This is a genomic window from Micromonospora sp. 050-3 (genome assembly GCF_046549335.1).
Lineage (GTDB): Bacteria > Actinomycetota > Actinomycetes > Mycobacteriales > Micromonosporaceae > Micromonospora > Micromonospora trifolii.
Window position 1 is genome coordinate 55336 of record NZ_JAJPVX010000003.1, and the last position, 24519, is coordinate 79854.

Consider the following 24519-nt stretch of genomic DNA (forward strand, 5'->3'; position numbering starts at 1 on the left):
TCACCGCCCGCCGGGCGTCAGCAAACCCCTGTCGTACGCGGTGGCCACCGCGGCAGCCCGGTCGTTGACCCCGAGCTTGGCGTACACGTGCAGCAGGTGCGTCTTGACTGTGGCCTCGCTGATGAACAGGCGGGTCGCCGCCTCCCGGTTGGAGGCACCGCGGGCCACCAGGGTGAGCACCTCCAGCTCCCGTTGGCTCAGCGGCTCCTCGGCGGGTGCGCGCAGCCGGCCCATCAGCCGGCCGGCGACGCTCGGCGCGAGCACCGACTCACCCCGGGCCGCGGCCCGGACCGCCCGGACCAGATCCTCCCGAGGGGTGTCCTTGAGCAGGTAACCGGTCGCACCCGCCTCGATCGCCGGCAGCACGTCCGCGTCCGTGTCGTAGGTGGTGAGCACCAGCACCCGGGCGGTGCTGCCGGCGCGAGCCAGCCTGCCGATGGCGGTCACCCCGTCCATCCCGGGCATCCGCAGGTCCATCAGCACGACGTCGGGCCGCAGCGTCGCGACCAGGGCCAACGCCTCCGAGCCGTCCGCCGCCTCGCCCACCACCTCGAAATCGGGGTCGCCGGTGAACATCCCCCGCAGCCCGTCCCGCACCACCGGATGATCGTCGACGATCAGCAGTCGAACCGGGGCGGTCAAGCGGCACCTCCGGGTAGCGCGGGGACGGATGCCGAGATGGCGGTGCCGCTGCCCGGCTCGGACTCGACGGCCAACTCGCCACCGACCCTTGTCACCCGTTGCCGCATGGCGGTCAGCCCGTACCCGCCGCCCGGCTCACGGGGCAGCGGTTGGTCGGTGAGGTCGAAGCCCGTCCCGTCGTCGCGGACATCGAGCGTGACCACGTCCGCCATGTACGACAGGGTCAGCCCGACCCGCGACGCGGCGGCGTGCCGGGCCACGTTGGACAGCGCCTCCTGGGCGGCCCGGAGCAGGGTCACCTCGACCTCCGGGTGCAGCGGGCGGGGTGTGCCGGTGGTGGCCACGTCGGCCCGTACCCCGTTCAGGGCCGACCAGCGCCCGCCCAGCTCGACGAGGGCGTCCGGTAGCCGGGCGGTCTCCAACGGCTCCGGACGGACCGCCTGAACCGAGCGGCGGGCCTCGGTGAGACTCTCCCGGGCCAGCGCGAGCGCGTTGTCGACGTGCCGGCGCCACTCGGCGGACCGGTCGCGGGTCTGCTCGGCCGCCTCCAGTTGGGTGATGATGCCGGTCAACCCCTGCGCCAGGGTGTCGTGGATCTCGCGCGCCATTCGTTGCCGCTCGTCCAGCACGCCGGCCTCCCGGGCCTGGGTGAGCAGTTGGGCGTGCAGCCCGGCGTTCTCACTGACCGTCTCGGTGAGCTGGCGGTTGGTCTCGCCGAGTTCCGCCACCAACCGCTTGCGTTTGGCGTCCTCCTGTTCGGCGACCATCGCGAACCAGCTCACCGAGCCGGCCACCACCAGGTTGAACAGCACCAGCACCAGCCAGAGCGGCCAGTGCGACAGCACCACCGACAGGCCACCGCCCTGGGAGGTGGCGACGAGGGCGGCCGTGGTGACCACGCCGGCGACCCGCCAGCGGCCGGGCAGCACCGGAAAGGCGTGGATGTAGCCGATCCAGGCGAAGAAGCCGTACCACGGACTGCTGGCCACCAGTGCGGCGGCGAACGTGAGCAGCCCGGCGTAGTAGACCGCCATCAGCGTGCGCCGGCTCTGCCAGCCGGGGTGCACTGTGACGAACCAGGCAACCCAGCATCCGGCCGCCACGGCGATGGCGAGGGTGGGCAGTGTCCCGAGATGATCGGGTGCCGGTGCGACGAGGGCCAGCAGGGTGCCCAGGGCCAGCCCGCCGAAGGGGAACACCCGATAGAGGCTCGCCTCGCGCTCTCGCCAACTGGCCAGACGGTCGTGCCCACCGTTGCAGGTCATCGCATCTCCGCTCACTCCCAGCGGAACAGTTTCGCCGCGCCGGCGCCGGCCACCACGGCGATCACCGCCATTATCCCCAGGTGCAGCGGCTGCGGCGGGGTGCCGGTCCAGGCGTCGAGGAGCGCCTGCACCCCGGGCGGCGTGTAGTCGCCGATCCGCGCCACGGCGTCCGGAAGCAGGAACCGGGGAAGGTAGACCCCGCCGAAGAACATGGTGATCATGAACAGCGGCACGGCCAGGGCCTGTGCCGCCTTCGTCGTGCGGGCCACGGCGGCGACCAGCAGGCCGAGCGACAGCAGGGCGGCCGTGCCGAGGACGAACGCCAGCGTGAAGCCGAGCGGGTGCCGGGGGAACGGCACACCGAACGCGAACCGGGCGACAAGGATGAGCAGCAGCGCGCTGGCCAGGATCCCGGCCAGGGCCAGCACCAGTTGGGCGGCGAGCAGCGCCGCCGGATGCGCCGGGGTGGTCGCCAGCCGGCGCAGCACGCCACGTTCCCGGTAGGTGGCCAGCACGGCCGGCAGGATGTTCACCCCCACCATGGCGAGGGTGACCACCAGCAGCGACGGGGCGAAGTAGCTGACGAAGGTCTGCCCGTCGAAGGTCGGATCCGGCTTGCGCAGCGAGGGAACCAACCCGAGCACCACCAGGATCACTGTGGGCAGCCCGACGGTGAGAAGCAGTGTCGGCAGGTCCCGCAGATAGAGCCGCGCCTCGATTCTCAGGATGTTGCGGAAGGCGTGCATGCTGGCTCCCTCTCAGTTGGCGGGCCGGTGCCCGGTCAGCTCGACGAAGGCGTCGTCGAGGGTGGACTGCTCCAGCCGCAGGTCAGCGGCGACGATCTGGTGACGGGCGAGCACCGAGGTGACGGCGTGCAGCAGCTCACCGGTGCCGGTCACCACCACCTGGCTGCCGGTGCGCTGCACGGCGGAGACCTCGGGCAGGTCGGTGAGGAGCCGGTCGTCGACCGGAGCCGAGGGTCGGAACCGGATCCGCTGCTCCGGAGCCACAGTCGACACCAGGCCCGCCGGGCTGTCCAGGGCGACCACCCGACCCCGGTCGATCACCGCGACCCGGTCGCAGAGCCGCTCGGCCTCCTCCATGAAGTGGGTGACCAGCACGATCGTCACCCCGCTGTCGCGGACCTGTTCGATCAGGCCCCAGGTGTCCCGGCGAGCCTGCGGGTCCAGCCCGGTGGTCAGCTCGTCGAGGATGGCGATCTCCGGGTTGCCCACCAGGGCCAGCGCGATGGAGAGCCGCTGCTTCTGACCGCCGGAGAGCTTCTTGTACGCGGTGTTCCGCTTGTCGCCGAGGCCCAGCTTGTCGATCAGCTCGGCCGGGTCGGCGGGGTCGCTGTAGAACGAGGCGTACAACTCCAGTGCCTCGGCCACCCGCAGCCGGTCCGGCAGTTGACTCTCCTGGAGTTGCACCCCGACCCGCTGGCGTAGCTGGGCCGAGTCCCGGCGGGGGTCGAGCCCGAGGACCGACACCCCGCCCCCGTCGGGGACACGCAGCCCGGCGACACACTCCACGGTGGTGGTCTTGCCAGCGCCGTTCGGACCGAGGACGCCAAAGATCTCGCCCGCCTCCACGGCCAGCGACACGTCGTCCACCGCCACCAGGTCGCCGTACCGCTTCTTCAGGTGGGTCACCTCGATGACCGGCATCGTGCCGCCTTCCGCCGCCGCTGACTTCGTACCCCTCAAGGGTTGTCGGGGTGAGCCGGCGGCGAATCGACCGGTCAGCGACGAACCTCCGCGTCCCCGGTGGATCGCCACCGTCCGTCAACCGGTTGATGTGTACGTGGCGAGGCGCTGCTAGCGCTCCGCCCGGCGGATCCGATCACGGCTGGTTAGGCTGCTCGATCGTGGATGCCAGCAGAATCGCCAGCCCGGTGACCGGGGTCGTCGGACGCTTCCTCGCCGGGGCGGGGCTGCTCCTGCGCGGGTTGGGCCTCTACGTCCGCAATCCGGGGCTGATGCTGCTCGGCATCGTGCCGGCGCTGATCTCCGGCGTGCTCTTCCTCGCCGCGCTCGCCACGCTGGTGTACTTCGTGGACGACCTCGCCGCGCTGGTCACCCCGTTCGCCGACGACTGGTCGAGCACCGGCCGCAGCCTGGTCCGGGTGATCGCCGGGCTGGCCTTCCTGGGGCTCGGCGGCCTGCTCGGCGTGCTCACCTTCACCGCTGTCACACTGGTCATCGGCGACCCCTTCTACGAGAAGATCTCCGAGCAGGTCGAGCAGCGGTACGGCGGCACTCCGGGCGCGGTGGACGTGCCGTTCTGGTCGTCGCTGCGTCGCAGCCTCGCCGACTCGGTACGCCTGGTGGCGCTCACGGCGCTGGTCGGCATCCCGCTCTTCGTCGCCGGCTTCATCCCGGTGGTCGGCCAGACTGTCGTCCCGGTCATCGGCGCGGCAGTGGGCGGGTGGTTCCTCGCCGTGGAACTGGTCGGTGCGCCGTTCTACCGACGCGGGATGCGGCTGCCGCAGCGTCGGACGATCCTGAAGGCCGACCGGCCCACCGCGCTCGGCTTCGGAGTGGCCGTCTTCCTCTGCTTCCTGATTCCGCTCGGCGCCGTGCTGATCATGCCGGCCGCGGTCGCCGGTGCCACCCTGCTAGCCCGTCGCTCGATGGGCCAGCCGATCGAGGAGAGCTGACATGGAGATCACTCTGGTCGAGGGGGACATCACCACCCAGCGGGTGGACGCCATCGTGAACGCCGCGAACTCGTCCCTGCTCGGCGGCGGTGGGGTCGACGGTGCGATCCACCGGCGCGGCGGCCCAGCGATCCTGGCCGAGTGCCGGGCGCTGCGGGCGTCCCGCTACGGCAAGGGCCTGCGCACCGGACAAGCGGCGGCGACCACTGCCGGAGAGCTACCGGCCCGATGGGTGATCCATACCGTGGGGCCGGTCTGGTCGGCCAACGAGGACCGGTCGGCGCTGCTGCGCGACTGCTACGACAACAGTCTCCGGGTGGCCGACGAGGTGGGCGCGAGCACTGTGGCCTTTCCGCTGATCTCCGCCGGCATCTACGGCTGGCCGGTCGACGACGCGGTCGGTCAGGCGCTGGCGGTGCTTCGCTCTGCCACCCCGGCCACCGTCACCGAAGCCCGCCTGGTGCTCTTCGGCCCTGACACCCACGCCGTCGCCCGCCAGGTGTTCGAGGAGCGGCGCTCGCCTTGAACACCTGCCTTCTCCCTGATCACCCCGGCGCTGCCCCCGTCGATCATGGAGTTGTGGTGGGTGACAAAGCGCCCTTGTAGCACCAAAGCAGGCACCACAACTCCATGATCGACGAGTTCGGGCTCGTCCCTTCGGCGATCTTGCACTCTCGGTCGCGGCATAGGGGGCATTCCGTACATATCGGCTACCGGAACTGCAAGATCGGCGCGGGCGGGGGGCCCGGTCTGGTCAGGTCAGGTCTGCTAGGCAGGACCACTCGGCTGCCACCGGGCGGTAGCCCAGCCGGGTGTTGATCGCGAGCATCGGCCCGTTCGACTCGTCGTTCGAGGTGTACGCGACGCGCACGCCGTTCGCGGCGGCCCGGTGCAGCGCCACCGTCTTGGCCAGCCGGGCCAGCCCTCGGCCGCGGTACGCCGGGAGGCTGCCGGTGAAGTCCGACCACATCCGGTCCCCGTCCCGCTTCACCAGGCTGAACGCGGCCACCTCCCCGTCGACTTCGACGGCGGTGCTGGCCTCCTTGTCGAGGCCCAGGTTGTCCCAGACGTCGTACAACCAGCTCTCGTAGCTGATCGAGTCGACAGGTACGTCGCCCGGCTCGTCCAGCGCCGCTGCCACGTCCGCCGCGTAGAGCCGGTGCGGGGCCAGTTCCGCGATCGGAAGCAGCCGTACGCCCGGCGGCGGGTCGGGCAGCGCGGGTGCCGGGTTCAGATCGAGCGCCGAGAAGCGCAGCTCACGACTGGGCTCGTAGCCGTGCCGACTGGCGAACGGCAGCGCGTCCGGCTGGGCGAAGGCGCGGAGCCGGCGGACCCCCAGCGGGGCGAGGTGACCTGTCGCGGTCGTCAGCAGCGCGGTGCCGATGCCGCGCCGCCGGTGCTCCGGGTGGACGTGCAGGAGGCTGATGTCACCGAAGTTCGCCGTCGAGGTCGAGTCGTTGCGTTGGGCCGTCACCCAACCGACGACCTGGGCATCGACCTCGGCCACGAAGCCGACCCAGTCCCTGCCCGGTACCGGCTCGGCGATCATCTTCCGGGTCGACTCGACGCCGCGCACCTGGTACGGGTAGACGATCGTCCGCAGCGCCACCACGCCCGGAGCGTCGTCCGGCTGCGCCACACGGATGCGCATGTCAGCCCTCCATCCGTACGGCCGCGACGGCCTCGACCTCGACCAGTTGGTCGGTGTAACCGAGCACGGCCACCCCGAGTAGGGTGCTGGGCGGGTCGTGGTCGCCGAAGAAGTCCCGCACCACCTCCCAGACGGTCACCAGGTCAGCCTGTTGCGACGACACCACGTAGACAGTGGTCTTGACGACGTCGGTCATGCGCGCGCCGGCCGCGTCGAGGGCGGTCTCCAGGTTCGTCATCACCTGCCGGGCCTGCGCGGCGTGATCGCCAGGCGCGACAGTGCGCCCCTCGGCGTCCAGCGGGCACGCCCCGGCGGTGAACACCAACCGGGCAGGTGCGTCGACGGTGGCCGCGTACGCGTACTCGGCTGCGTCGGAGAGGGCGGGGACGTGCAGCAGCGAGACGGGATCCGGCATGTCGGCGAGGCTAACCAGGATCGCCCGCCCGAGCGACGCAATAAATTGCCCGGCGCGGTCAGGCGGAGGCGCGGCGGATCAGCTCGGTGGGGAGCATGATCGCCTGCTCGATGCTCTCGCCGGCGGCCAGCCGGAGCAGTTGGCGGGTCATCCGGCGGCCGAGTTCCACGATGGGCTGCCGGACGGTGGTCAGCGGCGGCTCGGTGTAGGCGGCGGTCTCGATGTCGTCGAAGCCGACCACCGCCACGTCGTCGGGCACCCGCCGACCAGCCTCGCGCAGCGTCCGCAGGGCGGCGTGCGCCATCAGGTCGGAGGCGGCGAAGACGCCGTCGAGGTCGGGATGCTCGGCGAGCAGGCGGCGCATCGCCGCCGACCCGGATTCCCGGGTGAAGTCACCGATGGCGATCAGCTCGGGCAGCCCGGCGTCGGCGACAGTGCTGCGGTAGCCGCTGAGCCGTTCGATTCCGGCGACCATGTCCTGTGGCCCGGCGATGGTCGCGATCCGTCGGCGACCGGTGTCGATCATGTGCCGGACGGCCGCTGTCACCCCGCCCACGTGGTCGACGTCGACGTACGGGACGGGCACGTCGCCGAGCGGGCGGCCACTGACCACCACCGGGATGCCGAGTCGGGCCAGTGTGCCGGGCAGCGGGTCGGCGCCGTGCAGCGACGCGAAGAGCACACCGTCGACGTGCCGGCCGGTGGTGTACCGCTCGACCCGGTGGTGCCCGGCCGGTGAGCCGGCGAGCATCAGCACCAGCTGCTTGTCGGCCGCCTCCAACTCCTGGCTGACGCCCCGGATGATGCCGGGGAAGACCTGGTCGTCGGAGAAGACCCGGGTGGCCGCCTCCGGCATGACCAGGGCGATCGAGTCGGTGCGCTGGGTGACCAGGCTGCGGGCCGCCAGGTTGGGGACGTACCCCAACTCGGCGACCGCCCGGGTGACCGCCTCGCGGATCGGTTCGGCGACGGTGGTGGAGCCGTTGACCACCCGGGAAACGGTGGCGCGGGACACCCCGGCCCGCGCTGCCACCGCTTCGAGCGTCGGCCGCTGCGCCGTCGTCATCGCGCTTTCCCCCCGCTCATCACAGCCCGTTCCGGGAGATCACCTCCTGGTACCACCGGGCGCTGGCCTTCGGTGTGCGCCGCTGGGTCAGGTAGTCGACGTGCACGATCCCGAACCGCTTGCGGTAACCCTCCGCCCACTCGAAGTTGTCCAGGAATGACCATACGAGATAACCGCGCAGGTCCACGCCCCGGGAGATCGCCTCGTGCGCCGCACGGAGGTGCCCGTCGAGGTAGGCGATGCGATCGGCGTCGATCACCTGCGCCGGGCCGTCGGGCGAGTCGGCGCCGGTCTTGTCCGGGAACGCCGCACCGTTCTCGGTGATCAGCAGCGGCACCCCGGGGTAGTCGGCGGCGATCCGCTCCAGCAGCCGGGTGAGCCCGGCCGGTTCGATCATCCAACCCATGTCGGTGAGCGGCCCGGCCGGCGGCAGGAAATGCACAGCGCCCTCGGTGCCCGGATACACGGCGTTGCCGGCACCGTCGGGCCGACCGGCCACGTAGCTCGGCGCGTAGTAGTTGATGCCGAGCAGGTCGATCGGGGCGGCGATCACCTTCTCGTCGCCGTCGCGGATGAACGTCGGCTCGACGATCCGGGCCACGTGCTCGCGGACGTCGTCCGGGTAACCGCCGGCCAGCAGCGGGTCGAGAAAGATCCGATTGTGCAGGCCGTCGACCAGGCGGACCGCTGCGGCGTCGGCCGCGCTCTGCGGGTCGGCCGGGCGTACGTCGGCCGGGTTGACGGTGACGCCAACGCTGCGCGCGCCGGCTGCCCGCAACGCCCGCGCCGCCAGGCCGTGTCCCAACAGCAGATGGTGTACGGCGGTGAAGGCCGCCGCCGGATCCTGCTCGCCCGGAGCGTGCAGCCCGTTGGCGTAACCGAGGTAGGCCGAGCACCACGGCTCGTTGAGCGTGGTCCACACGTCGATCCGGTCGCCGAGGCGGGCGTACACCGCAGTGGCGTAGGTGGCGAAGTGCTCGGCGGTGTCCCGGTTGGTCCAGCCGCCCCGGTCACCGAGGGCCTGCGGCAGGTCCCAGTGGTAGAGGGTGACGATCGGGTCGATTCCCCGGTCGAGCAGCGTGTCGGTGAGCCGGTCGTAGAAGTCCAGCCCACGGGGGTTCACGGGGCCGGTGCCGTCGGGCTGGATCCGCGGCCAGGCGACCGAGAACCGGTACGCCCGAAGGCCCAGCTCGGCCATCAGCGCCACGTCGTCGGCGTACCGGTGGTAGTGGTCGCAGGCGACGTCGCCGGTGTGGCCCTGGTACACCTTGCCCGGCGTACGGCTAAAGGTGTCCCAGATGGACGGACCGCGACCGTCGTCGCGGGCCGCGCCCTCGATCTGGTACGCGGCGGTGGCCGCCCCCCAGAGGAAGTGTTCGGGAAACCGGATCTCGTTGCTGGGCCGGTTGGTTGGCTCGCTCCGCTCGTTCACGCCTTGACCGCACCTTCCATGATTCCGCCGATGATCTGCCGGCCGAACAACACGAAGACCAGTAGCAGGGGCAGCGTCGCGATGGCCGTTCCGGTGAACACCTGCGACATGTCCTGGTAATACCCGTCCGACAGTGCTCGTAGGGACAGCTGCACTGTCGGATTCGCCGGATCGTTCAATACAGCGTACGGCCAGAGGAAGTCGTTCCAGGTGGTCATGAAGGTGAGCAGACCGAGGACTGCGGCGGCGGGACGCAGGGCGGGCAGCACGACGTGCCACCAGATCCGGGCGGTGCCACAGCCGTCCATCCGTGCCGCCTCGATCAGCTCGTCGCTGACCGCCTGGCCGGCGTACTGCCGCATCATGAACACCCCGAACCCGGTGACCAGCACCGGAACGATGACCGCTGGCAGCCGGTCGTTCCAGTGCAGCTTGGTCATGAGCAGGTAGAGCGGGATCACGCCGAGCTGCGTCGGCACCATCATGGTCGCGATGATCACCAGCAGCATGGCGTTGCGGCCACGGAACCTGAGCTTGGCGAAGGCGAACCCGGCCAGGCTGGAGAAGAACACCACGGAGACGGTCACAGTGGTCGAGACGACAGCTGAGTTGATCAGGCCGGTCAGGAAGTACGCGTCGGTGTTGTCGAACAGGCGGGCGATGTTGGCGCCCAGGTTGCCGCCGGGGGTGACCGGGGGTGGCAGTTGGCCCATCGCGTCGTTGCTGCGGCTGGCGACGACGAACATCCACCAGATCGGGAAGACCGACAGGCCGGCGGCGACGACCAGGGCGAGGTAGGTGAGCGGGCTGGCCCGCCAGAGTCGGCTCATCGCGCCGCTCCCTTCTGCGGTCGGTCCCCGCCGCCGAGGCGGCGCAGGAGCAGCACGTTGACCGCCGCGACGATCGCGATGAGCGCGAAGAGCAACCAGGCCACGGCCGAGCCGTACCCGAAGTTGTAGTGCGGGGCGAAGGCGTTCTCGAACATGTACATGGTCAGCGTCTGAGATTCGCGCAGCGGCCCACCGCGGATCGGGTTGGTGCCGGAGTGGAACATCCGGGGCTCGGTGAAGAGTTGCAGGCCGCCGATGGTGGCGATGATGGTGCAGAAGATGATCGTCGGTTTGAGCAGCGGCACTGTGACCGACCAGAACTGTCGTGCCCGGTTGGCGCCGTCGATCGCCGCCGCCTCGTACAGGTCGCGGGGGATGGCCTGCATCGCGGCCAGCAGGATCAGCGCGTTGTAGCCGGTCCACCGCCAGTCGACCATGGCGGAGATGGCCACCCAGGAGGCCAGCCGGTTGGACTTCCACTCGATCGCGTCCAGCCCGACCAGGTCGAGCGCCCAGTTGATCATGCCGAACTCGCGGCCGAAGAGCACCCCGAACACGATCGCCACCGCAGCGGTGGACGTGACGTTGGGGACGAGCACCGCCATCCGCCAACCGGTGCGCGCGCGCAGGCCGCGGTTGAGCAGGTTGGCCAGCCACAGCGCGGCGAGCAACTGCGGGACTGTCGAGATGACGAAGATCCCCAGCGTGTTGACCAGCGCGTGCCAGAAGTCGGCGTCGGCCAGCAGCCGGGTGTAGTTATCCGCTCCGACGAAGGGGTGGTCGGCTCCGAGCAGGTCCCAGTCGTGCAGCGAGACCCAGAAGGTGTACGCCAGTGGGTACGCCCCGAAGATGCCGAAGATCAGGAAGAACGGGGCGATGTAGAGGTACGGCGAGAGCCGGGTGTCGAGCCGGCTGAGCCGGCCTGGCGAACGCTGGGGTGCCGGTACGACCGGCGGGCGGGCGTCGAGCTGGACGGTCATGCCCGGGAACTCCTTTCCGCCGTGCGGGCGGGACTCCGGTCGTCGGAGCCCGCCCGCCCGCTGGTTGGGCTACTTGGCGGCGGCCTTCTTCGCGTTGGTCACCGCGTCGGTCCAGCCCTGCGCGGGATTGCGCTGCCCCAGCTCCACGGTCCGTACCGCGTTCTCCACCTCGGTCCGTACGGCCTGGTTCTTCGGGCCCATGTAGACCGGCTTCAGGCTCTTCGCGCCGGTGCCGAAGATGGCGCCGACCGGCGCCCCCGAGAAGTACGCGTTGGTCGCGCCGGTGATCGCCGGGTCGTCGAGCGCCTGCGGCGAGGAGGGCAGCGGACCCTTGGCCTTGAACGCTCCGATCTGCCCCTTGGCGCTGGTCAGGAACTTGGCCAGCTTGATCGCCTCGGCCTGGTGCTTGCTCTGCTTCGGCACGGCGAGGTGCGATCCACCCCAGTTGCCGCCGTTGCCGGGGACTTGGGCGATGTCCCACTTGCCCTGTGCGCCGGTGCCGGCGTTGGCCTCGATGACGCCGGTCATCCAGGCGGGGCAGGCGATGGTGGCGAACTTCGACTGCTTGAAGGCGGAGACCCACTCTTCCGACCAGGAGCCGTACTTTCCGGAGAGCCCCGAGTCGATGATGTCCATTGTGGTGTCATAGGCCTGTCGCACGGCCGGGTTGCTGTCGACGACCAGCTTCTCGCTGGTGTCGTAGTAGCTGTAGCCGCTGCTGTTGCCGGCGGTCTGCAGCAGGATGGTGTTGAAGGTGTTCGTCGCCCCGTCGAGGAAGGACGCGCCGGTCTTCGCCGCTGTGAACCTCTCGCCGGTGGCGATGTAGTCCGGCCAGGTCGGCCAGAGCTTCGAGACCGCGTCGCGCTCGGTGGGCAGGCCGGCCTTCTGAAAGAGGTCCTTGCGGTAGCACATGGCGATCCCGCCGACGTCGGTACCGAGGCCGATGAGCTGCTTGCCGTCGGCGGTCAGGCCGGCGTTCCACTTCCACTCCAGGAAGTTGCCCTTGAGGTCGGCGGCGCCGTGGTCCAGCAGGTTGACGAAGTTGTCCGGATTTGCCTTGTACTCCACCAGCAGACCCTCCTCGATGGCCACCACGTCGCCGGCGCCCCGGCCGGCGGCGAGCCACTGGGTCAGCTTCGGCGAGTACTCGTCGAGGTTGGTGCCGGTGCCGCGCTCGACGACCTTCACGCCGGGGTTCGCGGTCATGTACTCCTGGTAGAGCTGCTCGTAGCCGAACTGGCCGAAGACGTCGACGGTCAGGGTGACCGGTCCGTCGCCCGGCTCGTCGCCGCCGCCGCAGCCAGCGGTGACGAGCAGGGCGGTGGCGGCGGCGAGGGCCACCGCGGCGTGGCGGCGGCGCGGGAAGACAGCCATGGATTTCGACCTCTCTCAAGGCGGGCGGGTGATGGCAGATGGCTAAGAGAGCGCTCTCACGACACTGTGGTGGGTCGCCAACCCGCTGTCAAGAGAGCGCTCTCTCAGTGATGTGGTCCCGTGATGGACGGTCGCCAGGGCGCAGCCCGCCGGTGCGCGGTGACCCCGGACGCCGACGAGGGCGCCACCCCCGCCGGGGTGACGCCCTCGTTCGTGGTGGGTCGGTCAGCCCGTGCGCAGACCGTTCAACAGGGTGCGGTCACCGACGACGTCCAGCGTCTCGAAGCTCACCCGACCCCAGAGCGCCAGCAGCAGGTCGCTCGCGGTGCCGCTGACCTGGGCGCGGGCGTGGTGATCGTCGTGGTCGAAGATGGTCGCGGTGTCGAGCAGCGCCACCCCCTCGCCGCGCAACCGCAGATACCACTCGTGGGCCGCATCCGTCGCGCAGAGCTGCACCACCCCGTGCCAGTCACCCGGCACCTGCCGCCGGCCCGCCGGCAGCCAGGTGTCCAGCACCTCACTCACCCCGTCGGCCGCCAGCTTCGCCTCCACCGGGTCGCCAGCTCCGATGGCGAGCTGGGCGTCCCAGCGGTGCACAGCCGTCTCGTGCGCCATCCGACGCGGCCAGAAACCGGCCTTCTTCGGCTGCGGGGCCCAGTTCCACGTCGGCGCCTCCGGGTCGAGCCCGTCGAAGAGGGTCATCACCCGGTCGTAACCCTGCTGCCACAGCTGGAGCGCGTTCACGCCCGGGTCGGCCTCGACCTTCTCCCGCCGAGGCGGTTGGCTGGTCTGGCCGGAACCGGCGAACGACGAAACCCAGTGGTAGATGCCGGCCATATGCAGTGTGAGGTCGTTGACCGTCCAGCCCGGACAGGACAGCACCGGTGTCTCCGGCGGTGCCTCGGCCACCGCTGCCGCGAAAGCCGGACCCTCCGTCCGGAGCGCCCCGATCCAGAAATCCTTGCTGCCCTGCAGTCTGCTCATCGCCATCCTCCCGGGGGTGCCGGGCGACCAGTGGGTGCCACGGCTACTTGTCAGCCTAAGGTGAAGGGCGTGCCAGACGCCTCCGCCCAGCCGACAACCGACGCCGATCGTGCCATCCCCGGTCCACTCGCCGGCTACACCACCCTCCGAACGGGTGGGCCGGCCGAGCGGATCGTGGCCGCCGGCAGTGCCGACGAGCTCGTCCAGGCGGTGCGCGCCGCGGCAGAGCCGGTCCTGATCCTGGCCGGGGGCAGCAACGTGGTGATCGGTGACGCCGGCTTCCGCGGCACCGTCGTGCTGGTGCGCTCCCGTGGCGTACAGGTCATCGCCGAGGACGCCACCTCGGTCACCGTACGGGTCGACGCCGGTGAGCCGTGGGACGACCTCGTCGCCGCCACTGTCGCCAACGGCTGGGCCGGGCTGGAGTGCCTCTCCGGCATCCCCGGCTCGACCGGTGCCACCCCGATCCAGAACGTCGGCGCGTACGGCCAGGAGGTCGCCGAGACGATCACCGGCGTCGAGGTGTACGACCGGGTCGAGGACACCCGTCAGGTCATCCCCGCCGCCGACTGCGGCTTCGCCTACCGGGGCAGCATCTTCAAGTACGTGGACCGCTGGTTGGTGCTCTCGGTCGACTTCCGGCTCACCAAATCTCCGCTCTCCGGGCCGGTGCGTTACGCGGAGCTGGCCCGAGCCCTCGGCGTCGAGGTGGGCGACCAGGTGCCGCTGGCGGACGCCCGAGCTGTGGTGCTGCGGCTGCGGGCGGGCAAGGGAATGGTGCTGGACGCCAGTGACCCCGACACTCGCTCGGTCGGCTCCTTCTTCACCAACCCCGTTCTCGACCGGGCGACGTACGAACAGCTCCTAAAACGTTCCGCCGAGCTGGGCGACCCGCCCGCCTGGCCGGGGGCGGACGGCCTGGTCAAGGTGAGCGCCGCCTGGCTGATCGACAAGGCCGGCTTCGCCAAGGGCCACCCCGGCGAGGGTGGGGTGGCCATCTCCAGCAAGCACACCCTTGCCCTGACCAACCGCAGCGGCACCGCCCACACCAGCGACCTGCTCACCCTGGCCCGCACCATCCGCGACCAGGTCCACGCCCGCTTCGGCGTAACCCTGCACCCCGAGCCAGTCCTCATCAACTGCACCCTCTAACCCACCCCCAGCCCCCCGCCCGCGCCCCGCGCCAGCCCCGCGCGCCTGACTGCGCGCCTGACTGCGCGCCTGACTGCGTCGATCATGGAGTTGTGGTGGGGGACATTCACCCTTTCCGGGGTCAAAGCACCCGCCACAACTCCATGATCGACCGACGGGTTGGGTGGGGCGGTCGGGTCGGGCCAGACAGGGCGGGGTGCGGGGTTAGGGGAGGGGCCAGGGGAGGGTTAGTTCGCCCTGACGCCAGCGGGTGGGGTTGTTGACGATGGGCCAGCCCGTTTCGCGGAGGCGGGTCACGGCGCGCAGCCAGCGTTGGCGGGGGCCGAAGGTGGCGTACGGGGCGGCGGCCTGCCAGGCGTCGTCCAGGGCGCGGATCAGCGCGTGCACCGGCTCACCGCGAACGTTGCGGTGAATCAGCGCCTTGGGTAGCCGCTCGGCCAACTCGGCGGGGCTGCCCAGCGTGGTGAGCTTCGCGGCCAGGGTCAGCGTCCGGGGGCCGTCGGCGTCGATCAGCAGCCAACTGGCGAGCCGCCCCAACTCGTCACACGTGCCCTCGACGAGCACTCCGCCGGGGGCGAGCGCGGCGGTCATCGTCTGCCAGGCTTCGGCCACCTCGCTCTCGTCGTACTGCCGCAGCACGTTGAACGCGCGGACCAGCACCGGCCGGAGCCCGGCCAACTCGAACCCACCCCGGGCGAACGTCAGCCCGGGTGGGTCGGCGGCCGGCGCCGCGGCCGCCACCCGGGCCGCGTCGATTTCCAACCCGACCAGCCGTACGTCCGGACGGACCCCGGCCGCCAGCCGGGCGCGCAACTCCACAGCGGTCACCGGGGTGGCGCCGTAGCCGAGGTCGACCACCAGGGGGTCGTCCGCCGCCAACAGCCGGTCGGCGCAGGTGGCGACGATCCAGTTGTCCACCCGACGGAGCCGGTTCGGGTTCGTGGTACCGCGCGTGACCGCGCCGACCGGCCGGCGCCGCGCCACAGGGCTCATGTCGACCTCAGTGCCAACGACCCCTGGGCCGATCTCTGTTCGCGACTGCGGCCGGGCAGCACTGCTAGACCCGGTGCACCTTGTGCTGGGCGGCCTGTGCGCGTGGCCGGACCACCAGTCGGTCGATGTTGACGTGCTCGGGGCGGGTGGCGCACCAGGCGATGCAGTCGGCGACGTCCTCGGCGACCAGTGGGCCCGGCACCCCGGCGTAGACGGCGGCCGCCCGTTCGGCGTCGCCCTCGAAGCGGACCAGCCCGAACTCGTCGGTCTTCACCATGCCCGGGTCAATCTCGATGACCCGCAGCGGCCGGCCGCACAGCTCCAGGCGCAGCGTGCCGGCGATGGCGGTCTGCGCGTGCTTCGCGGCGGTGTAGCCGCCCCCGCCCTCGTACACGGTCAGGCCCGCGGTGGAGGAGACCACCACGATGGTGCCGGAACCGGAGGCTTCCAGCGCCGGCAGCAGCGCCTGGGTGACCCGCAGGGTGCCGAGCACGTTCACGTCGTACATCCACTGCCAGTCGGCGACCGAGCCGGATTCCACCGGGTCCAGCCCGCGCGCTCCGCCGGCGTTGTTGACCAGCAGGGTGACCGGCCCGGGTGCCTGGGCGGCTGCCTCGGCCAGCCCGGCCACCGACTCGTCCGAGGTGATGTCGCAGGTCACAGCGGTGGCCTGCCCGCCGGCGGCGGTGATCTCGGCGACCAGGTCGGCGAGCCGTTCGGCGCGGCGGGCGGCGGCGAGCACGTGGAAGCCCTCGGCGGCGAGCCGGCGGGCGGTGGCCGCGCCGATTCCGCTGGACGCTCCGGTGACGATGGCGACTGAGGTCATCCCGACATTGTCACCCTGGGCGTACGACCCGCCCCGACCGGGCGTACGGCGGGGATTGACGGGCGTTCGGTGATGAGGTCCGTCACCCCGAGGGGCCGCGCCGGGGAATTTCCGAAGCCCGATGGGGAAGATGACATCCGGCGTACAGGTTGACCGAGAAGCGCCGGTCGTGCGAGACGGCATCAACCGTGAAGAAGGAGCGGATGTGGCGGAAATGCACACCGGTGTCGGGCGTCAGCGAGGTGCCCGACCGTGGCCCCGGCCCCGCCGCATCGCCACCCTGTCGGTACACACCTCACCCCTGCACCAGCCCGGCACTGGTGATGCCGGCGGAATGAACGTCTACATCCTCGAAGTCGCCCGGCGTCTCGCCGAGGCCAACGTGGAGGTGGAGATATTCACCCGTGCCACCTCCGGTGACCTTCCCCCGGTGGTCGAGATGGCGCCCGGCGTGCAGGTCCGACACATCACCTCCGGCCCCCTGGAAGGTCTCACCAAGGAGGAGCTGCCCGGTCAGCTCTGCGCCTTCACGGCCGGTGTGCTGCGTGCCGAGGCGTCCCGCCCGCCCGGCCACTACGACCTGATCCACTCCCACTACTGGCTCTCCGGCCAGGTCGGTTGGCTGGCCAAGGAGCGCTGGGGGGTGCCGCTGGTGCACACCGCGCACACCCTCGCGAAGGTCAAGAACGCCCAACTCGCGGCCGGTGACCGGCCGGAGCCCAAGGCCCGCGTCATCGGCGAGGAGCAGGTCGTCGCCGAGGCGGACCGGCTGGTCGCCAACACCCGGGTCGAGGCCAGCGACCTTCTCGACCGGTACGACGCCGACCCGACCCGGGTGTCCGTCGTGCAGCCAGGTGTCGACCTGGCCCGGTTCCGGCCCGCGCCGGGCGACCGGTCCGCGGCCGCCCGCCAGGCCCGTCGCCGGCTGGGGCTTCCCGTCGACGGGTACGTGGTTGCCTTCGTCGGTCGGATCCAGCCGCTCAAGGCCCCCGACGTGCTGATCCGGGCGATCGCCGCGTTGCGGGAACGCGACCCGGCGCTGGCCGACCAGGTGACAGTGGTGATCTGCGGTGGGCCCAGCGGCAGTGGGCTGGACCGGCCGACCGCCCTGATCGAGCTGGCCGCCAAGCTCGGGGTCACCGACGGGGTGCGGTTCCTGCCACCGCTCACCGGGGACGACCTCCCGGCCCTGTACCGGGCGGCGGACCTGGTCGCGGTGCCGTCGCACAACGAATCGTTCGGGCTGGTCGCCCTGGAGGCGCAGGCCTGCGGTACGCCGGTGCTGGCCGCCGCCGTCGGAGGGCTGGTCACCGCGGTACGGGACCAGGTCAGTGGCGTACTGATCGACGGGCACGACCCGGCCGACTGGGCCCGTGCGATGGGCGGCCTGCTGCCGAACCGGGCTCTCCGGTCGGTGCTCGCCCGAGGTGCGGAGCAGCACGCCCGGCACTTTTCCTGGGAACGTACGGTCGCCGGTCTGCTCGGGGTCTACGGCGAGGCGATCGCCGGGCAGCGTGCCCGGCTCGCAGCCGACCTGGCGGGTGACCCGGCGCTCTCCTGCTCCTGGTGACCGCGGGCGTCGGTCGCCACCCGGTGCGCGAGCCGGGTCGGTCGTAGAGTGGGTCCGGTGAGCCCGAAGAGCGATCTTGCGACCCTGATCGAATCGGTCTGCGCCGAGAGGGACCTGGCCTGGGAGTCGACCGGCCCCGGCTCGTACGCGGTGACGCTGCCGGGCACCCACAAGCTCAAGACGATCTGCAACCTGATCGTCGGCGAGCACGCGCTGCGCGTCGAGGCGTTCGTGATGCGCCAGCCGGACGAGCGCCGCGAGGAGCTGTGGGCCTGGCTGTTGCAGCGCAACGCCCGGATGTACGGCGTGTCCTTCTCCACCGACGCGGTCGGCGACGTGTACCTCACCGGTCGGGTCAACCCGGCCGGCGTGGACGCCGACGAGTTGGACCGGCTGTTCGGCGCTGTGCTCACGTACGCCGACGAGTCGTTCGACACGATGTTGGAGATCGGCTTCGGCAGTTCGATCCGGCGCGAGTACGAGTGGCGGGTGAAGCGGGGCGAGTCGACAGCCAATCTGGCCGCCTTCGCCCACCTCTTCGAGCCGTCCGGCACCGGCGCCGACCCGACCTGACCCCAGCACCGCACAGGGCTGCCTCCCATGATCGTGCTCGAACCAGGAAGTAGTGGTGTCGCCGACGTGGCGATGCCACTCGATCCTGGATCCAGCACGATCATGGCGAGCTGACTGTGGTTCGGAGTGCTCCTGACGGGTATGCCGCACCGCGCGGTGCGGCAAGGGACCCCCGCGCGCCGATGACGGAGTGCCAAGGAGCGGAGCGTCCCATGGCTCAGCGGAACAGCTCAGGTCGCGGCGCGACTGCGACCAGGACGAAGCGACAGGCCGGCAACCAGACGCCGGGTACGCCCGGAGTCTCCGAGTCGGAGATTTCCCGGATGCGGGTGGACGACATCCGCGGGCAGCTGCGCAAACGCGGGGTGTCCGGGATCTCCGCATTGCGCAAGCCCGAGCTGGTGAAACAGCTGGTGCGCTCGATGCGGGCCGGCGCGGGTCGGAGCAGCACCGGTCCGTCGGGCCGGGCCACCGGCACGCGGGCGTCGGCGGGTCGTGCCGCCGCCACCAAGAAGTCGGCGGCCAGGCCGGCGTCGAGCCGCGCCAAGGCCGCGCCGGCGAACAAGAGCGCGCCCGCCAAGCGGGCCGCCGCCACGAAGGCGACCGTCGGACGGAAGTCGACGGCGGCGGCGGCGAAGCGGGCGCCGGCGAAGAAGGCGACCGCCGCGAAGAGGACCACAGCGGCGACATCGACGGCCGCCCGCAAGACCACGGCCGCGAGCAGGACCACCGCCGCCCGGAAGACCGCCGCAGCGCGGAAGACCACGGCGGCCCGTAAGACAGCGACGGCGCGTACGGCGCCCGCGCGCAAGGCGCCGGCGAAGAAGGCGCCGGCACGACCGGCGGCGAAGCGCACGACGCCGGCCAAGAGCGCGGCAGCGAAGCGCACGACGGCGAAGCGCCCGGCACCGGCCAAGAGCACGACGGCCAAGCGCACGGCACCGGCCAAGAGCACGGCGGCCGGGCGCACGTTGACGCCGTCGACCGGCGGCGGGACGGCGGCCGGCGGGATCCGGACCGGCCGGGGTACGGGTCGGTCGGTCCGCAGTTCGCAGGTGATCTCGTCGATCATGGATCGGCCGGAGCGGCCGGGGCGGAGTTTGATCACGGCGAACCACGAGGTGATCCAGCGCTGGGCCCGGGAACGCGGGGCGAAGCCGGCGACCATCGCCGGCACCGAGCGGGACGGTCGCGCGGGTGTGTTGACCTTCAACATTCCCGGATACCGGGAAAGCAACCGGATTCGCGAGATCACCTGGGATGAGTGGTTCTACACGTTTGACCTGCGGCGGCTGAACCTGATTTATCAGGAACAGTTGCGGAACGGCCGGCAGAGCAGCTTCTTCCGGACCGAGTCACCCGATCGGGAAGACGGTTGAGGTGTTTGCGGGAATGCCGGACGGGTAGACGCCTGTTGCCAACGGACGAGGCCGGAGCAGCGGATACTCGCCAGTTGTGACCGGCGAGACAGCCGTTCTGGGTTGAATCCAGAATCCGGGCGAACTAGCTTTATTGCACCGCGCCACGTTTGGAAACGTTCGGGGGAGCGGCGGATCGATCAGATCCGCGCACCAGACGAGGCGCGAGGGGACGGGTGGATTAACCGTTGGGGGACGGTTCCCACCTGTTTGGACCGGCGGCGTGAGCGGGCGATGCTTACGGGGGTGAGTGTTGCCCGCCGCCGCCGGCCCCACCGGCGGGCGCCCACCACGACCTCAGGGACGTGGTGGGCGCTTTGCGTCGGTTATCCGGTCGGTACGCGGTCTGCGGGGGTTGTCGGCTCCGGGTCGACCACCCGGCGCAGCGCGGCGACGTGCCGCTCCCGGGGTGGTCCGGCGAGCAGGTGCCCGAGCGCGGCCAGCAGACCCAGCCCGCCCACGATCAGCCAGTGCCGGTCGCCGAGGTGCTGGAGGCTCACCCCGCCGAGGGTGGGCGCGACGAACGCCGCGGCTGGGAACGTCAGGTAGAAGACCGACTGGTAGCGCGCTCGTAGCTGCGGTGGCGCCAGGTCCGCGTTGATCTGCGCGTTGGGCGGGGCGGCGAGCATCGAGCCGACCGTCCAGACCACTGCGGCACCCAGGTAGATGGCCAGTTCGTCGGCGATGGCGAGCGCCCCGAAACCGAGCGCGAGCAGCGCCGTGGAGGCGGCCAGCACGACGTCCTTGCGGTGCCGGTCGATCAGCCGGGGCACGAACAGTTGCCCGACCACGATCAGCGCGCCGCCGAGCGCCACCACCAGCCCGTACGACGATGGGCCCAGGCCGTCCGCGCGCATGGCCAGCGGCATGATGGTCGACGTCTGCATGGTGAGTACGGCCAGCACGAAGGTGAGCCCGACGAAGACCAGGAAGGTGCGGTCGGTGAGCGCGGTGTGCAGCCCTGGCCGGCGGGTCCGGATGGACCTCGGTGCCGTGGCGGGCGGCGGGCCGGCCGCTGGTCGGGTCAGCCGCAGCGTTTCGGGCACCTTCCAGGCGATCACGGCGGCGGCGGTCAGGGTGGCGCCCGCGTCGACCAGGAACAGTGCGGTGAAGCTCGCCTCGGCCAGGACCCCGGCGAGCAGTGAGGCGACCGCCATGCCCAGGTTGAACGCCCAGAACTGAAGGTTGAACGCCCGTGAGCGGCGCTCGGCGGGCACCACGTCGACGATCGCCGCCACGAACGCCGGGCTGGGCATCGAGTGGACCACGCCGATCAGCGCGGAGAGCACGGCGATCAGCAGCAGGGGTCGAGTGAAGGCGAGCGTCACCATCAGGCCGACAGTGGTCAGGTGCGCGGCGAGCAGTGTCGCCCGGCGACCCCACCGGTCGGCGAGCACCCCGCCGAGCAGCACTCCGGCCGCCCCGCCGGCCCCGTACGCGCCGACCACGGTGCCGGCCAGCCCTTCGCTCGCGCCGCGCACGTCGGTGAGGTAGAGCGAGAGGAACAGCATGGCGAACGCGCCGGCCCGGTTGATCAGCAGGCCGGCCCAGAGGTACCAGAAGGTGGCGGGAAGTCCGCCTGCGGTGTCGTGCCACCAGCGCCGCAGGGCGTGCACCCGACCTCCCGACAGTTCAGGTTGTTAACTGTTTCCCCTGCACAGTAGAAAATCCGGCACCGCAGCGCCAGTCGTCACGCCTCGGCGGGCTGCGGCGTGCGGGAGGCGGTGGCCGGCACCAGTGCCTCGCCGGAACGGCGCAGCGCGGTCGCCCGCCGTTCCCGGGCCGGCCCCGACACCAGGTGGGCCACAGCGGTCAGGAGGCCGAGCGCGGCGCACCCGTACCAGAGCGTGTCATTGCCGGCGTGCTCGCGCACCAGGCCACCGAGGATCGGCGCGCTGGCCCCGGCGATCTGCCACGAGAGGGAGAACACGCCCTGGTAGCGACCGCGCAGCTCGGCTGGGGACAGCTCCGCGATCAGCGTGGAGTTGGAGGGTGAGTTGAGCATCTCGCCGACCGTCCAGATCAGCACGGTCAGCCCGTAGAACCAGGGGGTGCCGGCGAACGCGGTCAGCCCGAACCCCACGCCCATCACCACGGATGCCAGCGCGAGCACGTGCGAGCGGTTCCGACCCCGGATCAGGCGGGGCACGAAGAGCTGGCCGACGACGATGAGGATGCCGTTGAGGGCGATCACCGAGCCGTAGGTGGCGGGGCTCAGGCCGTCGTCGCCCATCGCGATCGGCAGCATCGAGATGTGCTGGAGGAACACCAGCGCGGCGAACAGGTTGAGTGCCACGAAGCCGAGGTAGACCCGGTCGGTGAGGATCGTGCGCAGCGCACCGCGCGGAGCCGCTGCTGCGGTGGCGAGGCCGGCCTGTCGGGTCTCCGGCACCTTGCTGAAGATGATCAGCGCTGTGATCAGCATGGTGGCCGCGTCGACCACGAACAGCAGCAGGTAGTCGGCCTGTGCGGCGAGGCCGGCGAGGACGGCGGCGCAGGCGAAGCCCAGGTTGATCGCCCAGTAGTTGAGCGAGAAGGCGCGCAGCCGGTCCTTCGCCGGCACCACGTCGATCATCATCGCCCCGAACGCGGGCCGGGCCGCCTCGGCGAACATGCCGAGCAGGAGCGCGCCCAGCGCCACCGCCCAGAGATCCCGGGCCAGCCCGAGCCCGAGCATCATGGCCGCCGCGCCCACGTGGGCGGTGAGCAGCGTCGGCCGGCGGCCCCACCGGTCCGCCAGGGTGCCGCCGGCGGTTGTGCCGAACGCCCCGCCGACGCCCCAGAGGCCGATCACCAGGCCGGCCTGCGAGGCCGAGAAGCCACGTTCCTGAGTCAGGTAGATGGCGAGGAAGACGAGAACGAACGAGCCGAGTCGGTTGATCAGGGTGCCTGACCACAGGTACCAGAAGGTGGTCGGTAAGCCGCCGGTGGTGTCCCGGAACCAACTCCGCATCGTCCGCATATGGCGCCCCGCTTGCAAGTAATGACCGATGTGTCTGGCGTGCCTTACAACCCTAGTGGCGGCCGGATCAGCTGGTCATCAGCTTTTTCACGTGGTGGTCGTCACGACGGCTGCCCGCGTGTCCATCCGGCGGTTGAGGCAGGATGATCCGCATGACTGCGAGCGAAGGGCCCACCGTCGGGACGCTGGTCCTGCTGCGACACGGTGAGAGCGACTGGAATGCCAAGAACCTCTTCACCGGCTGGGTGGACGTCGACCTGACCGAGAAGGGCGAGGGCGAGGCGCGGCGCGGCGGCGAGTTGATGCGCGAGCACAGCCTGCTGCCGGACGTCGTGCACACCAGCGTGATGCGCCGTGCGATCCGCACCGCCGAGCTGGCGCTCAACGCCGCCGATCGGCACTGGATCGCCGTGCGCCGGTCGTGGCGGCTCAACGAGCGCCACTACGGCGCCCTGCAGGGCAAGGACAAGAAGCAGACCCTCGACGAGTACGGCGAGGAGCAGTTTATGCTCTGGCGCCGGTCGTACGACACGCCGCCGCCGCCGATCGACGACAACGACGAGTGGTCGCAGGTGGGTGACTCGCGTTACGCGCTGCTGCCGACCGAGCTGATGCCGCGCACCGAGTGCCTCAAGGACGTCGTCGACCGGATGCTGCCCTACTGGTACGACTCGATCGTGCCGGACATCCTGGCCGGCCGGACGGTGCTGGTGGCCGCGCACGGCAACTCGCTGCGCGCCCTCGTCAAGCACCTCGACCAGATCTCCGACGAGGCGATCGCCAAGCTGAACATCCCGACGGGCATCCCGCTGCGCTACGACCTCGACCCGCAGCTGCGCCCGCTCACCCTGGGCGGCACCTACCTTGACCCGACCGCTGCGAAGGCAGCCGCCGCGGCGGTGGCCAACCAGGGGCGCTGAGCCACCAGAAAGGGGCCCCTCGTCATCGCGGAGAGCGATGCCGAGGGGCCCCTTTACGTGCGGGTCAGTTACTGCTGGGCGCGCTCTCCCCGGTGATCAGGTAGATCACGTGCTCGCCGGCGTTGACCGCGTGGTCGGCGAAGCGCTCGTAGAAGCGGCCCAGCAGGGTGGCGTCGATCGCCGTCTCCACCCCGTACGGCCAGTCGTCGCCGAGCAGCACCGCGAACAGGTTCTTGTGCAGCTCGTCCATGGCGTCGTCGTCGCGGTCCAGTTCGCCGGCGAGGTCGGCGTCAGGCTTCGCCAGCACCGAACCGATCTTCACGGCCATCCGGTCGGCGATCTCGGACATCTCGGTGAAGACCGTCCGCAGCTCGGCCGGGACGGCGGGGGAGGGGTGCCGGCGCAACGCGGTCTTCGCCACGTGCTCGGCGAGGTCGCCCATCCGCTCCAGATCAGCGGCCACGTGCAGCGCGGTGATCATCGCCCGGAGGTCGGAGGCGACCGGCGCCTGTCGGGCGAGCAGGTCACAGACCCGCTCCTCGACGTGCCGGTAGAGGTCGTCGATCTCGGCGTCCCGCTCGATGACCGTCTCGGCGGCCTGCCGGTCGGCGGTGAGCAGGGCCCGGGTGGCCTGGCGCATGGCGGCGCGGACGCCCTCCGCCATGTCCACCAGCAGTTGGCTGACGATCTGGAGGTCGGCCCGGAACTCGTCGCGCATCATCACGTCCTGTGGTCGGTCGCCGCCGACGGGTGCCGGCGCAGGGGGTTGAGCAGGTGCGACGCCAACGGTAGGGCGCGCGGACGGAT

The 24519-nt window shown here is 70.9% G+C and carries 24 protein-coding genes; 7 read left to right on the forward strand and 17 right to left on the reverse strand.

Translation table 11 applies throughout. The features are described 5' to 3' along the window. The 4 genes from ACLJOK_RS28255 to ACLJOK_RS28270 are packed head-to-tail and all read right to left on the reverse strand — an operon-like array spanning window position 1 to window position 3574. Window positions 1–642: a response regulator gene (locus ACLJOK_RS28255; RefSeq protein ID WP_410821657.1), complete on the reverse strand. Its 642-nt coding sequence runs from the start codon at window positions 640–642 to the stop codon at window positions 1–3. Next, complete coding sequence (locus tag ACLJOK_RS28260) at window positions 639–1907, reverse strand: sensor histidine kinase (RefSeq protein ID WP_410821658.1); 1269 nt, start codon at window positions 1905–1907, stop codon at window positions 639–641. Before ACLJOK_RS28260 ends, ACLJOK_RS28255 begins: the two co-directional genes overlap by 4 nt. Window positions 1908–1918: 11 nt before the next feature. Then, window positions 1919–2653: an ABC transporter permease gene (locus ACLJOK_RS28265; protein WP_410821659.1), complete on the reverse strand. Its 735-nt coding sequence runs from the start codon at window positions 2651–2653 to the stop codon at window positions 1919–1921. 12 nt (window positions 2654–2665) lie between these two features. Beyond that, a complete protein-coding gene (locus tag ACLJOK_RS28270) occupies window positions 2666–3574 on the reverse strand; it encodes an ABC transporter ATP-binding protein (RefSeq protein ID WP_410821660.1) in 909 nt (302 codons plus the stop codon). Between the two features lie 200 nt (window positions 3575–3774). Between ACLJOK_RS28270 and ACLJOK_RS28275 the strand changes: the two genes are divergently transcribed. Together ACLJOK_RS28275 and ACLJOK_RS28280 are read left to right on the forward strand one after the other, a co-directional pair. Further along, complete coding sequence (locus ACLJOK_RS28275; RefSeq protein ID WP_410821661.1) at window positions 3775–4566, forward strand: EI24 domain-containing protein; 792 nt, start codon at window positions 3775–3777, stop codon at window positions 4564–4566. A gap of 1 nt (window position 4567) precedes the next feature. Continuing rightward, the gene (locus ACLJOK_RS28280) at window positions 4568–5092 is read left to right on the forward strand and encodes an O-acetyl-ADP-ribose deacetylase (RefSeq protein ID WP_410821662.1); all 525 of its coding nucleotides are present in this window, start codon (window positions 4568–4570) and stop codon (window positions 5090–5092) included. A 228-nt stretch (window positions 5093–5320) separates the two neighbouring features. Here the strand turns inward: ACLJOK_RS28280 and ACLJOK_RS28285 are convergent, their stop codons facing one another. The 8 genes from ACLJOK_RS28285 to ACLJOK_RS28320 form a co-directional block, all read right to left on the reverse strand. After that, window positions 5321–6217: a GNAT family N-acetyltransferase gene (locus ACLJOK_RS28285; RefSeq protein ID WP_410821663.1), complete on the reverse strand. Its 897-nt coding sequence runs from the start codon at window positions 6215–6217 to the stop codon at window positions 5321–5323. A gap of 1 nt (window position 6218) precedes the next feature. Continuing rightward, on the reverse strand, window positions 6219–6632 hold the full coding sequence (locus ACLJOK_RS28290; RefSeq protein ID WP_410821664.1) for a RidA family protein: 414 nt from the start codon (window positions 6630–6632) through the stop codon (window positions 6219–6221). A 58-nt stretch (window positions 6633–6690) separates the two neighbouring features. Further along, the gene (locus ACLJOK_RS28295) at window positions 6691–7698 is read right to left on the reverse strand and encodes a LacI family DNA-binding transcriptional regulator (protein WP_410821665.1); all 1008 of its coding nucleotides are present in this window, start codon (window positions 7696–7698) and stop codon (window positions 6691–6693) included. Between the two features lie 19 nt (window positions 7699–7717). After that, complete coding sequence (locus tag ACLJOK_RS28300; RefSeq protein WP_410821666.1) at window positions 7718–9130, reverse strand: GH1 family beta-glucosidase; 1413 nt, start codon at window positions 9128–9130, stop codon at window positions 7718–7720. Continuing rightward, window positions 9127–9960 carry a carbohydrate ABC transporter permease gene (locus ACLJOK_RS28305; protein ID WP_410821667.1) on the reverse strand — a complete coding sequence of 278 codons (834 nt, stop codon included), beginning with the start codon at window positions 9958–9960 and terminating at the stop codon, window positions 9127–9129. Before ACLJOK_RS28305 ends, ACLJOK_RS28300 begins: the two co-directional genes overlap by 4 nt. Then, on the reverse strand, window positions 9957–10940 hold the full coding sequence (locus ACLJOK_RS28310; RefSeq protein ID WP_410821668.1) for a carbohydrate ABC transporter permease: 984 nt from the start codon (window positions 10938–10940) through the stop codon (window positions 9957–9959). Before ACLJOK_RS28310 ends, ACLJOK_RS28305 begins: the two co-directional genes overlap by 4 nt. Before the next feature lie 69 nt (window positions 10941–11009). Further along, window positions 11010–12314, reverse strand: coding sequence for an ABC transporter substrate-binding protein (locus ACLJOK_RS28315; protein WP_410821669.1), 1305 nt, complete (start codon window positions 12312–12314; stop codon window positions 11010–11012). Between the two features lie 225 nt (window positions 12315–12539). Further along, a complete protein-coding gene (locus ACLJOK_RS28320; protein ID WP_410821670.1) occupies window positions 12540–13298 on the reverse strand; it encodes a maleylpyruvate isomerase family mycothiol-dependent enzyme in 759 nt (252 codons plus the stop codon). Between the two features lie 114 nt (window positions 13299–13412). On the opposite strand from ACLJOK_RS28320, the gene ACLJOK_RS28325 reads away from it, so the two are divergent. Continuing rightward, on the forward strand, window positions 13413–14450 hold the full coding sequence (locus tag ACLJOK_RS28325; protein ID WP_410822203.1) for a UDP-N-acetylmuramate dehydrogenase: 1038 nt from the start codon (window positions 13413–13415) through the stop codon (window positions 14448–14450). Between the two features lie 204 nt (window positions 14451–14654). Here the strand turns inward: ACLJOK_RS28325 and ACLJOK_RS28330 are convergent, their stop codons facing one another. Further along, window positions 14655–15443, reverse strand: a complete 789-nt coding sequence (locus ACLJOK_RS28330) for a class I SAM-dependent methyltransferase (protein ID WP_410821671.1) — start codon at window positions 15441–15443, stop codon at window positions 14655–14657. A 64-nt stretch (window positions 15444–15507) separates the two neighbouring features. Beyond that, the gene (locus tag ACLJOK_RS28335) at window positions 15508–16269 is read right to left on the reverse strand and encodes an SDR family oxidoreductase (protein ID WP_184179006.1); all 762 of its coding nucleotides are present in this window, start codon (window positions 16267–16269) and stop codon (window positions 15508–15510) included. Between the two features lie 205 nt (window positions 16270–16474). On the opposite strand from ACLJOK_RS28335, the gene mshA reads away from it, so the two are divergent. From mshA to ACLJOK_RS28350, 3 genes are all read left to right on the forward strand, one after another. Next, the gene (gene mshA / locus ACLJOK_RS28340) at window positions 16475–17839 is read left to right on the forward strand and encodes a D-inositol-3-phosphate glycosyltransferase (RefSeq protein WP_410821672.1); all 1365 of its coding nucleotides are present in this window, start codon (window positions 16475–16477) and stop codon (window positions 17837–17839) included. Between the two features lie 57 nt (window positions 17840–17896). After that, the gene (locus tag ACLJOK_RS28345) at window positions 17897–18412 is read left to right on the forward strand and encodes a YbjN domain-containing protein (RefSeq protein ID WP_410821673.1); all 516 of its coding nucleotides are present in this window, start codon (window positions 17897–17899) and stop codon (window positions 18410–18412) included. Window positions 18413–18834: 422 nt separating this feature from the next. Then, window positions 18835–19791, forward strand: coding sequence for a hypothetical protein (locus tag ACLJOK_RS28350; protein ID WP_410822204.1), 957 nt, complete (start codon window positions 18835–18837; stop codon window positions 19789–19791). Between the two features lie 365 nt (window positions 19792–20156). On the opposite strand, the gene ACLJOK_RS28355 is transcribed toward ACLJOK_RS28350, so the two are convergent. Together ACLJOK_RS28355 and ACLJOK_RS28360 are read right to left on the reverse strand one after the other, a co-directional pair. Beyond that, window positions 20157–21446, reverse strand: a complete 1290-nt coding sequence (locus ACLJOK_RS28355) for an MFS transporter (protein ID WP_410821674.1) — start codon at window positions 21444–21446, stop codon at window positions 20157–20159. A 74-nt stretch (window positions 21447–21520) separates the two neighbouring features. Further along, complete coding sequence (locus tag ACLJOK_RS28360; protein ID WP_410821675.1) at window positions 21521–22792, reverse strand: MDR family MFS transporter; 1272 nt, start codon at window positions 22790–22792, stop codon at window positions 21521–21523. 152 nt (window positions 22793–22944) lie between these two features. On the opposite strand from ACLJOK_RS28360, the gene ACLJOK_RS28365 reads away from it, so the two are divergent. Further along, window positions 22945–23712, forward strand: a complete 768-nt coding sequence (locus tag ACLJOK_RS28365; protein ID WP_410821676.1) for a phosphoglyceromutase — start codon at window positions 22945–22947, stop codon at window positions 23710–23712. A 64-nt stretch (window positions 23713–23776) separates the two neighbouring features. Here the strand turns inward: ACLJOK_RS28365 and phoU are convergent, their stop codons facing one another. Next, the gene (phoU, locus tag ACLJOK_RS28370) at window positions 23777–24430 is read right to left on the reverse strand and encodes a phosphate signaling complex protein PhoU (RefSeq protein ID WP_091403559.1); all 654 of its coding nucleotides are present in this window, start codon (window positions 24428–24430) and stop codon (window positions 23777–23779) included. Window positions 24431–24519 lie beyond the last annotated feature (89 nt).

What these genes read in the sequence shown, in the direction of transcription:
- ACLJOK_RS28260 (WP_410821658.1), bottom strand. Translation starts at nt 1,907, where the DNA reads ATGACCTGCAACGGTGGGCACGACCGTCTGGCCAGTTGGCGAGAGCGC.
- ACLJOK_RS28265 (WP_410821659.1), bottom strand. Translation starts at nt 2,653, where the DNA reads ATGCACGCCTTCCGCAACATCCTGAGAATCGAGGCGCGGCTCTATCTG.
- ACLJOK_RS28270 (WP_410821660.1), bottom strand. Translation starts at nt 3,574, where the DNA reads ATGCCGGTCATCGAGGTGACCCACCTGAAGAAGCGGTACGGCGACCTG.
- ACLJOK_RS28280 (WP_410821662.1), top strand. Translation starts at nt 4,568, where the DNA reads ATGGAGATCACTCTGGTCGAGGGGGACATCACCACCCAGCGGGTGGAC.
- ACLJOK_RS28285 (WP_410821663.1), bottom strand. Translation starts at nt 6,217, where the DNA reads ATGCGCATCCGTGTGGCGCAGCCGGACGACGCTCCGGGCGTGGTGGCG.
- ACLJOK_RS28290 (WP_410821664.1), bottom strand. Translation starts at nt 6,632, where the DNA reads ATGCCGGATCCCGTCTCGCTGCTGCACGTCCCCGCCCTCTCCGACGCA.
- ACLJOK_RS28295 (WP_410821665.1), bottom strand. Translation starts at nt 7,698, where the DNA reads ATGACGACGGCGCAGCGGCCGACGCTCGAAGCGGTGGCAGCGCGGGCC.
- ACLJOK_RS28305 (WP_410821667.1), bottom strand. Translation starts at nt 9,960, where the DNA reads ATGAGCCGACTCTGGCGGGCCAGCCCGCTCACCTACCTCGCCCTGGTC.
- ACLJOK_RS28310 (WP_410821668.1), bottom strand. Translation starts at nt 10,940, where the DNA reads ATGACCGTCCAGCTCGACGCCCGCCCGCCGGTCGTACCGGCACCCCAG.
- ACLJOK_RS28315 (WP_410821669.1), bottom strand. Translation starts at nt 12,314, where the DNA reads ATGGCTGTCTTCCCGCGCCGCCGCCACGCCGCGGTGGCCCTCGCCGCC.
- ACLJOK_RS28320 (WP_410821670.1), bottom strand. Translation starts at nt 13,298, where the DNA reads ATGAGCAGACTGCAGGGCAGCAAGGATTTCTGGATCGGGGCGCTCCGG.
- ACLJOK_RS28330 (WP_410821671.1), bottom strand. Translation starts at nt 15,443, where the DNA reads ATGAGCCCTGTGGCGCGGCGCCGGCCGGTCGGCGCGGTCACGCGCGGT.
- ACLJOK_RS28335 (WP_184179006.1), bottom strand. Translation starts at nt 16,269, where the DNA reads ATGACCTCAGTCGCCATCGTCACCGGAGCGTCCAGCGGAATCGGCGCG.
- ACLJOK_RS28350 (WP_410822204.1), top strand. Translation starts at nt 18,835, where the DNA reads ATGCGGGCCGGCGCGGGTCGGAGCAGCACCGGTCCGTCGGGCCGGGCC.
- ACLJOK_RS28360 (WP_410821675.1), bottom strand. Translation starts at nt 22,792, where the DNA reads ATGCGGACGATGCGGAGTTGGTTCCGGGACACCACCGGCGGCTTACCG.
- ACLJOK_RS28365 (WP_410821676.1), top strand. Translation starts at nt 22,945, where the DNA reads ATGACTGCGAGCGAAGGGCCCACCGTCGGGACGCTGGTCCTGCTGCGA.
- phoU (WP_091403559.1), bottom strand. Translation starts at nt 24,430, where the DNA reads ATGCGCGACGAGTTCCGGGCCGACCTCCAGATCGTCAGCCAACTGCTG.